The organism is Halobacillus sp. HZG1 (assembly GCF_035818575.1).
Taxonomy (GTDB): Bacteria; Bacillota; Bacilli; order Bacillales; family Halobacillaceae; genus Halobacillus; species Halobacillus litoralis.
This window is the reverse complement of the sequence record NZ_JAYLVQ010000051.1, coordinates 24,902-35,936: the sequence shown is the minus strand read 5'-3', so window position 1 is coordinate 35,936 and position 11,035 is coordinate 24,902. Positions and strand designations below refer to the sequence as shown.

10 protein-coding genes and 1 other annotated feature are annotated in these 11,035 nt (G+C 41.9%); of the genes, 2 read left to right on the top strand and 8 right to left on the bottom strand.

The features are described 5' to 3' along the window. Nucleotides 1-513 precede the first annotated feature (513 nt). The 6 genes from VKA52_RS07650 to VKA52_RS07625 form a co-directional block, all read right to left on the bottom strand. A complete protein-coding gene (locus tag VKA52_RS07650; protein WP_160912017.1) occupies nucleotides 514-1,734 on the bottom strand; it encodes a putative glycoside hydrolase in 1,221 nt (406 codons plus the stop codon). A gap of 165 nt (nucleotides 1,735-1,899) precedes the next feature. Further along, nucleotides 1,900-2,838 carry an ABC transporter ATP-binding protein gene (locus tag VKA52_RS07645; RefSeq protein WP_326314881.1) on the bottom strand — a complete coding sequence of 313 codons (939 nt, stop codon included), beginning with the start codon at nucleotides 2,836-2,838 and terminating at the stop codon, nucleotides 1,900-1,902. Then, nucleotides 2,835-3,893, bottom strand: a complete 1,059-nt coding sequence (locus VKA52_RS07640) for an ABC transporter ATP-binding protein (protein WP_326314879.1) — start codon at nucleotides 3,891-3,893, stop codon at nucleotides 2,835-2,837. Before VKA52_RS07640 ends, VKA52_RS07645 begins: the two co-directional genes overlap by 4 nt. Nucleotides 3,894-3,909: 16 nt before the next feature. Then, a complete protein-coding gene (gene opp3C / locus VKA52_RS07635) occupies nucleotides 3,910-5,040 on the bottom strand; it encodes an oligopeptide ABC transporter permease (RefSeq protein ID WP_326314877.1) in 1,131 nt (376 codons plus the stop codon). A gap of 8 nt (nucleotides 5,041-5,048) precedes the next feature. Beyond that, nucleotides 5,049-5,975: an oligopeptide ABC transporter permease gene (opp3b, locus tag VKA52_RS07630; protein WP_326314875.1), complete on the bottom strand. Its 927-nt coding sequence runs from the start codon at nucleotides 5,973-5,975 to the stop codon at nucleotides 5,049-5,051. A gap of 179 nt (nucleotides 5,976-6,154) precedes the next feature. Beyond that, the gene (locus tag VKA52_RS07625) at nucleotides 6,155-7,858 is read right to left on the bottom strand and encodes a peptide ABC transporter substrate-binding protein (RefSeq protein WP_326314873.1); all 1,704 of its coding nucleotides are present in this window, start codon (nucleotides 7,856-7,858) and stop codon (nucleotides 6,155-6,157) included. A gap of 407 nt (nucleotides 7,859-8,265) precedes the next feature. Between VKA52_RS07625 and VKA52_RS07620 the strand changes: the two genes are divergently transcribed. Together VKA52_RS07620 and trpS are read left to right on the top strand one after the other, a co-directional pair. Then, nucleotides 8,266-8,637, top strand: coding sequence for a DUF3899 domain-containing protein (locus tag VKA52_RS07620; RefSeq protein WP_326314871.1), 372 nt, complete (start codon nucleotides 8,266-8,268; stop codon nucleotides 8,635-8,637). A gap of 53 nt (nucleotides 8,638-8,690) precedes the next feature. Continuing rightward, nucleotides 8,691-8,888 (top strand) — a binding site (T-box leader). 58 nt (nucleotides 8,889-8,946) lie between these two features. Further along, nucleotides 8,947-9,945, top strand: a complete 999-nt coding sequence (gene trpS / locus VKA52_RS07615) for a tryptophan--tRNA ligase (protein ID WP_326314885.1) — start codon at nucleotides 8,947-8,949, stop codon at nucleotides 9,943-9,945. A 29-nt stretch (nucleotides 9,946-9,974) separates the two neighbouring features. On the opposite strand, the gene VKA52_RS07610 is transcribed toward trpS, so the two are convergent. Both VKA52_RS07610 and VKA52_RS07605 read right to left on the bottom strand, forming a co-directional pair. Then, on the bottom strand, nucleotides 9,975-10,736 hold the full coding sequence (locus VKA52_RS07610) for a YjbA family protein (protein WP_326314869.1): 762 nt from the start codon (nucleotides 10,734-10,736) through the stop codon (nucleotides 9,975-9,977). Nucleotides 10,737-10,826: 90 nt separating this feature from the next. Beyond that, complete coding sequence (locus VKA52_RS07605; RefSeq protein WP_160911999.1) at nucleotides 10,827-11,027, bottom strand: hypothetical protein; 201 nt, start codon at nucleotides 11,025-11,027, stop codon at nucleotides 10,827-10,829. Nucleotides 11,028-11,035 lie beyond the last annotated feature (8 nt).

Genomic DNA, 11,035 nt, shown 5'->3' with positions numbered 1-11,035 from the left:
TCCTCGGACTGCGTCCTGTGGGGTCTCACCAAGCACTTTTTTCCCGCAGGAGTCTCGCCATTCCCCTCCGCCCCTTTGCCAAGGGAGATTCTCGAAAACACTACTTAGAAAATTAACTTATATGTTTATAGGAAATGGATAATATGTACTCTGTCCAATGGACGTGTAGAAAGCGTAATCGCTTGATACAAAGCCCTTTTGCCTGCCTAAGCGGGAAGGATTAGAACCTTATTTATAAGTGCAGGGGTTCTATAATTCGCCTATCAAAATCATAAGAGCTGCCTTTTAGTGTTGGTTTCGAGAACCTATTCTATGGTAAAGGGGCGGAGGGAAACGGTGAGACCCCGGAAGGCATAGCCTGAGGGCGCTCACCGCCCGCCCCATGGAAAGCGAACCTTTTCCCGGAGCCCTAAACTCTCACAAAAGTCTCGAAACTGAGTCTTCCACAATCCCGCCATTATCTTCAATAAAGAAAAAAGGTGTGGGATCTGTATGATCCCACACCTCCTTTTACTAATCTAAGGGTGTATAGTCTACGTTTTTCGTATAGTTATTTCCAGCATTCCATAGAAGGAATTCGTTAATTCCGTTTTCATTCAGAGCACGAATTTGAGCTTCGACTTCTGCTTTTCCATATTGCTTCGTCGGCCCGGAGTAAAGCCATGGTGCTTCAAAATCCTGCAGCCATGGACGGGAGGTTGGCGAGTTTTCCAGCGCAGCCAATACCTCGTTCTCTACTTTAGCATATTCGCTTATTAGACGGTAAGGTTCAGTATCCGGTTTAGAGATTCCAAAATACGGCCCCCAGTGACTTGGATAAATCATAGAAGATATAACATCAACATTTGATGAGATTTTAGAGAAGTTCTGTCCGATGTTCGGTGCTTCTGTGATGGTTGCTGCATAACCAAAAATATCTACGGAGACATCCACGCCATAGTACTCCAATTCTTTACTGGCATATTCGACAAAGTCTGTAACAGCCTGTACACGTTTTTGGACATTGTCCATATCCATATCTCCGTACTTCCCTTGGCCATACTCGAGAACATCGTCACGGCTTCCAAATCCTTCTGGGAAGCGGACATAGTCGTACTGAATTTCTTCAAAACCCATCTCTGCTGCTATTTTAGCAAGTTCTACATTGTATTCCCAGACTTCCTCCATGAATGGATTGACGAAGGATTCACCTTTACCATTCTTCCAAACTTGACCGTTTTGTGTAAAAGATAAATCCGGTCGTTTTTCAGCAAGTAAGCTATCCTTAAATACTACAACACGAGCAATTGGATAGATTCCTTTTTCCTCGAGTTCTTCTAACATGGCTCGAGGATCGTCAATAAACCCCTCGGCAACATCCGCATAAGGGGAACCCTCTTCAGGCTCAAATGTAATGTTTCCGTTATCCTCTTTAATATCTATAACCATGGCGTTCAGTTCTGTATCTTCAACAAGCTTCGTAAGCTCCGCCATCTTCGCTCCACCGGCCGAAGGTCCCGTTACAAAAATACCTCTGACGGCATCTGGGTATTCGAAAGACAGTCCTGAGTTATATGTAAACCTTGCTGCTGGACTTGGAACGGTCAATTCCTTCAAACCCAATTGTTTTTTCGTAAGCATCGCGACTTCTTTTGATCCTTCTCCATCTTCCGCATTTACGTTATGTAATGACCCCATCATTCCGAAAAAGAGAATCCCTGTGAAGATGATCATCCATAGTTGTCTTTTCCCCATGTGCATCCTACTCCTATCCTAATTTCTTCTAATCTTTATTATAAAAGAGGAAGGGCAAATATAACAGAGCTGCTTGGCATTTTTTCATAATTTTTCCCTATATCAAGACTATTTCCCTAAACATAGAAAAAAGGCTCTGTCACTTGGACAGAGCCTTTACTCCTATTATTCTCCTGTTCCATGCTCGCGTTGGTACTGCTCGAATTCTTTAGTAGTACAAAGAACATAGTGACCAGGACGTACTTCACGGAACTCGGGTTCTTCACTCGTATCATGTTTCGTAGGATCATAAGTGAAACGCTCACGAGAACGTTCATAATCCGGATCTGGTAATGGAATGGCAGATAGTAGAGACTGGGTATAAGGATGAATTGGGTGCTTGTACAATTCATCTGCATCCGCAAGCTCAACCATTTTACCAAAGTACATAACGCCAATCCGATCACTGATATATTTGACCATCGACAAATCGTGGGCGATGAACAAATAGGTTAATCCTTTTTCTTCTTGAAGCTTTTTCAAAAGGTTAACCACTTGCGCCTGAATGGAAACATCCAGGGCGGAGATCGGCTCATCAGCGATGATAAAGCTTGGATCTACTGCAAGGGCGCGTGCGATACCGATACGTTGTCGCTGCCCACCACTGAACTCGTGTGGGTAACGGTTGGCATGCTCTTTATTCAATCCGACCGTTTCCAACAACTCGTGGACTCTCGCTTTACGAGCTTTCGCATCTTTCGAAAGCCCATGGATGTCCATTCCTTCTGCAATAATATCTTCAACCTTCATACGAGGGTTCAAGGATGCATAAGGATCCTGGAAAATCATTTGCATTTCACGGTTGAATTTTTTCAAATCTTCACGAGATTTTTTCCCGTGTACGTTTTCACCGTCGAAAATGACTTCTCCATCTGTCGCATCGTATAAACGAATGATTGTACGTCCGGTTGTAGATTTACCACAACCAGATTCGCCAACCAGCCCGAATGTTTCTCCTTTGTAGATGCTGAAATTCAAACCGTCCACGGCTTTTACTACACTATGACGTCCTGTTTTGAAATGTTGTTTTAAATTTTTAATTTCGACTAGTTTTTCTTGACTCATACTCGTTCACCTTCCGAACTGCTGGATGAATTGGCCATACCTTCCATACGCTTTTTCACCGCTGCTGGTGGTTCAACCTTGGGTGCATGCTCATGAAGCAACCATGTAGCTGCGTAGTGGGATTCACTGACTTTGAACATTGGAGGTTCTTGTTCAAAATCAATCTTCATCGCATATTGGTTACGCGCAGCAAACGCATCTCCTTTTGGTGGATCCAGTAAATCTGGTGGTGTCCCAGGAATAGCGAAGAGCTCTTCATCTTCACTATCAAGAGAAGGCATAGAACCTAATAGCCCCCATGTATACGGGTGTTGAGGGTTGTAGAAAATATCATCTACAGTACCAATTTCAACAATTTTTCCAGCGTACATAACCGCCACTCGATCGGCTACGTTTGCTACAACCCCAAGGTCGTGAGTGATAAAAATAGTCGCGGAATCTGTTTTCTTCTGAATGTCTTTCATTAACTCCAAAATTTGAGCTTGAATGGTTACATCCAAGGCAGTTGTAGGCTCATCAGCAATCAAAAGCTTTGGATTACATGCCAATGCAATGGCAACAACCACACGTTGTCTCATTCCACCCGAGAATTGGTGAGGGTATTGTTTCATACGATTCTCGGCATCCGGAATTCCAACAAGTTCAAGTAATTCCATGACACGCTTACGTGCCTGGGACTTATTCATTTTCTGGTGCTTAATAAGACCCTCCATGATCTGATTCCCGACTTTCATCGTCGGGTTCAGAGAAGTCATAGGATCCTGGAAGATCATCGACATCTCTTTACCACGGATTTTTTGCATTTGTTTCTCGGTCATTTTTGCAAGGTCACGGCCTTCAAAGATGATTTCTCCTTCTTTGATCCGACCCGGCGGCTTTGGAATTAAGTGCATGAGAGCTTTGGTTGTAACAGATTTACCCGAACCAGACTCTCCTACAATCGCTAAGGTTTCACCTTTTTTTACATCAAAATTAACGCCACGTACTGCTTTGACTTCACCACCGTAGGTGTCAAAGGAGACGTGCAGGTTTTTAACATCTAGTAGTTTTTCCATTTCGTACACCTACCTCCTATTCGCGCATCTTCGGATCGAATGCATCACGAAGACCATCAGCTAAGACGTTAAAGGCAATCATGATAAGGGAAATTATAATTGCCGGGAACAATAGAATGTGCGGATAAATCTGCAAGGATTGGAATCCGGCATTGATTAATGTTCCTAGAGAAGCCATCGGTGTTGGAAGACCAAGTCCGATAAAGCTCAAGAAAGCTTCAAAAAATATCGCTGCAGGAATAGAGAACATCGTATTGATGATGATCAATCCTAATGTGTTTGGAATCAAGTGTCTTTGCAGGATGCGGCTATCCTTCGCACCTAAAGTGCGGGATGCCAGTACGAATTCCTGGTTTTTCAGCTTTAAGATTTGTCCTCGGACGATCCTGGCCATCCCTATCCAACCGGCTATTGCGAGGGCGATGGTAATAGATAAGATCCCCGGTTCAAGAATCAAAATCATCAAGATTACGAGAACAAGGTTCGGAATACCGACAAGAATTTCAATGAAACGCTGCATGATATTATCGACACGACCGCCATAGTAGGCAGATATACCGCCATAAGCTACCCCGATAAGCATATCAATAGCTGCGGCTAAGAATGCGATATAAAGGGATACACGCGTTCCCATCCATGTACGGGTCCATTGGTCACGTCCAAGACCGTCTGTACCAAACCAGAAGTTTTCGTCCATATCTTTTGCACCATATACATCATAAGTGGCTCTAACTTCTGCCGGCTCTCCATTGGAGCCATCATTTAATACTTCAGTCGTAATAAACTCTTCCTGATTGTTGAATCGCATTAAAGCTTTCTGTTCTGCATCTTCCAATGTGCCGGCGGATTGGACATCAGAAAGTGTCCCATCCATTCCAAGCCAACCAAGGCCTTCCACCTTAGGTGGCATTTTTGCACGAGAAAGGTCTTGTTCATACTGTCCATAATCGTTCATATATGGACCAAAGGCAGCCATTAATGTCAATACAATCAAAACAGCCAGTCCAATCATCGCTCCTACGTTCTTACGTAGACGGATGAAGGAATCCTGCCAGAAAGAAAGGCTCGGCCGAGAAATCTTATCTATTTCTGTTTCTTTTGTTTCTACGGGCACAAATAAATCTTTCGAGGGTTTATGGTTATCCATATCTTAGATTACTCTCCTTCCGCCAGTCGAATTCTAGGGTCAATGACTCCATAAAGCAAGTCGATGACCAGGATGATGAAAATGAATAGGAAAGCAATTAAAAGAGTTGTTCCCATAATGATTGGGTAATCATTCATATTGATCGCCTTAACGAACTGCTCACCAATTCCAGGTACGGCAAAGATGTTTTCAATAACAAGAGTACCAGTCATCAAACCAATAGCCAGCGGCCCCAACACTGTAATTAATGGAATTAAAGCGTTTCTTAAACCGTGTTTAAATACAACACCGACTTTATTTACACCTTTGGCACGGGCTGTCACTATATAATCAGACCCCATAACCTCGAGCATTTCTGTTCTCATAAAACGGGCAGCAATTGCAATTGGGAAGATGGCCAACGAAATGGTTGGTAGTATGGTATATTCCCAGCCTTCCCACAGGGCAACTGGCAACCAGCCAAACTTAACGCCGATATAAAATTGCAGCAAACCAGCAAATACAAAGGATGGAACCGACTGACCTAATACAGCTAGGAATGTCGAAGTATAATCCATAATACCATTATGATAAATGGCAGACACTAATCCTAACAACATACCGATAATTGTACCGATAATCATCGCTTGGAAACCAAGCTGCATGGAAGGACCGATACGCTCCATGATAATATTCGTCACTTCACGGTTATCAAACTGGAAGGAAATACCTAAGTCACCTTGAGCTAAGTTGACCATATAGTTAAAATACTGCACTGGAACTGGATCATTTAATCCGTACTTTTCTAAAACTACCGCTTGTTGTTCATCTGATAATTTATCTGCAGCACTTAGGGGAGTACCTGGTAAAAACTTCATCAGAAAGAACGTTAAGGTAGCAATCAAAAACATCGTTATAACCATATAAATTAAACGTTGGGTAATATAACGAGCCATTTCAACACCTCCGAATGTGTGTACCTACAAACTTTCTCTTCTTGTTGTAATTGACAGAAATTTTTCTATAATCTGAATAATTTGATGGCAGGGAAAAAGAGAGCATACGCCAACACGTTGGACATATACTCTCTCCCCTGTAAAGCAAGCCTATATGTGGTTGGAAATTCTTATTTCAATTATTTACCTTCGATATAAGCATACTTGTAAGTGTAGTCAGGTCCCATTGGCTGGGCAATTACACCTTTAACATAAGGCTTCCAAAGCTGAGCAGATGCACGCTGATAAAGCGGAGCAAGAACTGCATCGTCTTGGATTAGCATTTTTTCAGCTTCTAGGAAAGTTTCAAAACGTTCAACAGGCTCTTGAGCAAGCTCATTGTTCGCTTTTTCAATTAGACCATCGTACTCTTCAGAAGAATAACCAGTCTTATTGTTTCCACCATCTGTTACGAACATGTTCAGGAATGTGTTCGGGTCGATGTAGTCAGGACCCCAACCAGAGTTCTGGATATCATATTCCATGTTTTCATCACGCTGAAGGCGCTCTTTGAAAGGTACGGATTGAACTTTAACAGTCAAACCTTCAAGCTGCTCAAGCTGGTCCTTGATGTAAGCATCCAAGTTTTGAGCTACTTCACTGTCGCCACCTAGGTAGCCAAGTTCAATCGAATCTTGACCAAGCTCTTCTTTAGCTTTAGACCAAAGCTCTTGAGCCTGCTCTACATTTGTTTCAATTAGATCACCGTTAATCTCACGGAAGTCTTCATCTGTTTCAGGATGTTTCGTGAAGTTCTGTGGTACGTGACCAACCGCAGGGATAGATCCGTTGTTCAAGATAACATCAACCATGGATTGACGATCGATGACCATTTGAATGGCTTTACGAGCATTCACGTTACCCAATACTTCGTTTTCCTGGTTCATCTTCAAGTAGAACAATACTGGCTCTTCTTCGATTTGGAACTCATCAGAAGTACGGTATTGGTCTACAAATTCTGCAGAAAGACCTGTACGGTCAATTTCACCAGTGTCATAAAGGTTTACAGCCGTAGACGTTTCTTTAACAACTTTAACGTTGATTGTTTCAAGTTTTACATTTTCTGCATCCCAGTAATCCTGGTTCTTTTCAAGCGTCCAGCCTTCACCGTGGTTCCACTCAGTAAGAACGAATGGGCCGTTGGAAAGTAGCGCGTCAGCTTCAAGTGCGTAATCTTCACCTTTTTCTTCAACAAATGCCTTGTTCAATGGTAAGAATGTACCGAAAGCAGTCAAAGATTCGAAGTAAGGAACTGGCTTTTCAAGCTCTACGACAAGTGTGTAGTCGCCATCAGCCTTAACACCAAGCTCTTCGACAGGTACTTCACCATCAACGACAGCTTGTGCATTCTTGATAACGCCACCCATCATGTAAGGGCCGTACTCAGAACCTGTATCAGGATTTACAGCACGTTGCCAAGCGTAAACGAAATCGTTTGCTGTGACAGGATCGCCGTTTGACCAAACAGCGTCTTCACGAAGGTTGAACGTCCATGTAAGACCGTCTTCACTTACTTCGTGGTCTTTAGCAATTCCTGGTTCTGGTTTAGCGTTCTCACCAAGACGATAAAGACCGTCTGTTGTAGAACCTAACCATTGGAATGCTACAGCGTCAGTTGCAAGAGATGCGTCCATAGTTGGAATCTCAGCAGCATCTACAATGTTAAGTACTTGTTCTCCTGAAGCTTCTCCCTCTTCACCAGAAGTGTCTTCAGTTTCTGTTGTTTCCCCGGAGTCAGCATCGTCTGTGGAATTTGACGTATCGTCTGATCCACCAGAACAAGCTGCGAGGAACATGCTAAGTACTAGTGCAAGTACTAGCAATAACCAATTTGTCTTTTTCATGATAGAAAATGACCTCCCCTAAAAATTTTCTAAAAATTTGTTGTGGCGTTTTGTCCACATATCGAATTATACAAGTTTTCTAACTATTTTGCATTACCTTTTTTTTTGAAAACTCTCAGGATTCCCATCATTATTACGTTTCAGTAACACAAAATGAGACTAAATACCTAGTTTATTTTACAATGTTATACGCATAAACTTATTATTTATAAGCTCATATGCATAAAAAAAGATATGGGATTTTGAAACATTGTTATTTATTACGGTTATCCGTTAAAGCGTTTGTATAGACCATGCAATATTTTACCAAAGTTGAATTTTCTGTTTATTTAATGTGTTAACAATTCCTTCATACTTATTAAACGTGCTATAATATAGGTCGAGTTTGTATGAAAGGTGGAAATGATGTGATCATCATAAAAAATAAATGGTTGATGTTCGGTTTAAATTTGGCGATTGTAACGATACTATTTATCACACTGGCTCCCGCCTACGATTTATTCCATTATATTAACCAGCTTTTCTATATCGCTTACTTCTATATTTTTATTGGTATTATCATGTGGGTCGTACGCGGAGGATTCTTTGACGGGATCACTTACGGATTCAGACGATTCACCAACCGGATGTCCAGACAAAGAGATTATTTAGACGATTGGAAGGAAAAACCCCTTCCCTCTCAAACTGTCCACCAATCATTACCCAAATTTTTCTTATATCAAGGGATATTGTTAGGCATAAGTCTACTAGCTTTACTTTTCCTTTACTATTCAGGGTAAGTGGTTGCATACATTGAAGGATTCCGATATAATACTGACTTACAAATATCGCAAGAAATGCAATGAAGAAGGATAAGTACGTTTGGGTAGATCCTCTACAGAGAGGCTGTGGTCGGTGAAAACAGCTGAGGATACCATTCGGAATTGGGCCTTTGGAGCTTCAATAGACGTAAATCGGCGTTAACGATTCAAGTTGACTTCTATATATTTAGAAGTAATTAGGGTGGCACCGCGGATCATTCGTCCCTTCCATAATGGAAGAGATGAATGATCTTTTTTTGTTAAAAAATAAATGTTGAGGTGATGATGATGACAAAAACGATTTTCTCAGGCATTCAACCAAGTGGTACGTTAACGCTTGGAAACTACATTGGAGCCATGAAACACTTTACAGATTTGCAGGATGATAACCACTGCTATTTTTGTATTGTCGACGAGCATGCCATTACAGTTCCACAGGATCGGTTGAAATTGAGAGATAACATCCGTTCTCTGGCCGCTCTATACTTAGCCTCAGGAATTGATCCTGAAAAAGCGACCCTTTTCATTCAATCAGAAGTTCCTGCGCACACTCAGCTGGGTTGGATGTTACAATGCGTCAGCTACATTGGGGAGCTTGAGCGAATGACGCAGTTCAAAGATAAATCTTCAGGCGGAAAGGAAGCAGTATCTTCCGGACTCCTTACCTATCCTCCATTGATGGCAGCAGACATTCTCCTGTATAAGACAGATGTCGTCCCAGTCGGTGATGACCAGAAACAACATTTGGAACTTACAAGAAACTTGGCGCAGCGATTCAACAATAAGTTCAATGACATTTTCACCGTTCCTGAAGTAAGCATTCCAAAAGAAGGTGCCCGCATCATGTCCCTTCAAGAGCCAACGAAGAAAATGAGCAAATCTGATGAAAATCAAAAAGCGTTCATTTCTATGCTGGATGATGAAAAGAAAATCATGAAGAAGATCAAGAGTGCCGTTACTGATTCTGATGGAATCGTGAAGTACGATAAAGAAAACAAACCTGGTGTTTCCAATCTGTTGACCATTGAGTCTGCTTGCAGCGGTGCAAGTATTGAAGAGTTGGAGCAGAAGTATGAAGGAAAAGGATATGGTGATTTCAAAGTAGGGGTCGCAGAGGCGGTCATTGCCGTTCTCAAACCTATCCAGGACCGTTATGAAACATTGATCCATTCCGAGGAATTGGATGAGATCCTAGATGCAGGGGCTGATAAAGCATCCTATGAAGCCAACAAAATGATTCGTAAAGCGAAGAAAGCCATGGGTCTTGGCCGCGTGAAGAAGAAATAACAGACAAAAAGCCAGAATTGAGTTATCCCTCAATTCTGGCTTTTCATATGTTGAGAGACCCCTTCATTCTCTCCTTGCCATATTGTTTCAAAGAAGGGCTGCCCTTTCACCATCTTTTTGCACAGTTCCTCGTGAGCCGTGGACCAGCCATTACAAGTTCCATCATATAGACGATCCCATGCTTCATCATTTGAGAATTGCTTGATGGTCGGATATTGTGCAGGATTCCATTCCGTCAACCAGTATCGTATTTCTTCAGGATGATCGGATTGTTTCAACTGATCGAGTGCCATCATCAAAAGCTGCTTCAACTGTCTCTCTCTCCGCGTCAAGCCTGACATTTTCCTTGGATCTAATGATAAAATATGATGTTCTTTTAATACTCTTTCTTCTATTAAATAGTGCTCGGGTTCTTTTCCTTGGACCATCTCAAATACAAGACGCTCTTGTCGAGGTATTAAACGGCTCTTTTTAACAGGAAGCGTATATCCAATCGTATCAAATACCATTACATCTTTGCCGTTCGTTACGACTGCTGCATATTCAACCGTGTGACGTTCTTGATTCTTCTTCATATACGTTTTGCGGTGGATATCCTGGAGCAGCGATGCTGGTAGATCTTGCAAATCATTTTCAATAAAATTGAAAAGTTCATCACTGATTAGAATCAAAGGAATTTGATCGATCAGTTCAATACCATCCTCTTTGCGCCATTCATGAAAACGACAGACGTTATACCCATTCTCTTCACCTTCAAACCAGTTCACCCACAGATCATGCATGTATAACATTTCGGACCCTCACTTTCACTCGGTGATCTCTTTTGGTTACATTATGACCAATGCTGGCTTTTTTATTCTTTGAATCCATATTTTAGAAAATTAATCTTCCATAAGAATCAAGGCTGTCGTAATGAATATCAAACCGACAGGAAAAAGATAGCATTCCACACGTGTATGAATCAGAATAAAGAATTCCATCCAACTCAACCCGGCAGGAACGAGATTCAAATACGTGATCGTTACCGTTCCGCCTGCGACAGCAAAACCGAAACCAGTTAAGAGCAGCATCCAGTACCACATAGCTTCAT

Bases quoted from the DNA above. Each gene is read 5' to 3' on its own strand.
- opp3C (WP_326314877.1), bottom strand. From the start codon at position 5,040: ATGGATAACCATAAACCCTCGAAAGATTTATTTGTGCCCGTAGAAACA.
- VKA52_RS07625 (WP_326314873.1), bottom strand. From the start codon at position 7,858: ATGAAAAAGACAAATTGGTTATTGCTAGTACTTGCACTAGTACTTAGC.
- VKA52_RS07650 (WP_160912017.1), bottom strand. From the start codon at position 1,734: ATGGGGAAAAGACAACTATGGATGATCATCTTCACAGGGATTCTCTTT.
- VKA52_RS07605 (WP_160911999.1), bottom strand. From the start codon at position 11,027: ATGTGGTACTGGATGCTGCTCTTAACTGGTTTCGGTTTTGCTGTCGCA.
- VKA52_RS07645 (WP_326314881.1), bottom strand. From the start codon at position 2,838: ATGAGTCAAGAAAAACTAGTCGAAATTAAAAATTTAAAACAACATTTC.
- trpS (WP_326314885.1), top strand. From the start codon at position 8,947: ATGACAAAAACGATTTTCTCAGGCATTCAACCAAGTGGTACGTTAACG.
- VKA52_RS07640 (WP_326314879.1), bottom strand. From the start codon at position 3,893: ATGGAAAAACTACTAGATGTTAAAAACCTGCACGTCTCCTTTGACACC.
- opp3b (WP_326314875.1), bottom strand. From the start codon at position 5,975: ATGGCTCGTTATATTACCCAACGTTTAATTTATATGGTTATAACGATG.
- VKA52_RS07610 (WP_326314869.1), bottom strand. From the start codon at position 10,736: ATGTTATACATGCATGATCTGTGGGTGAACTGGTTTGAAGGTGAAGAG.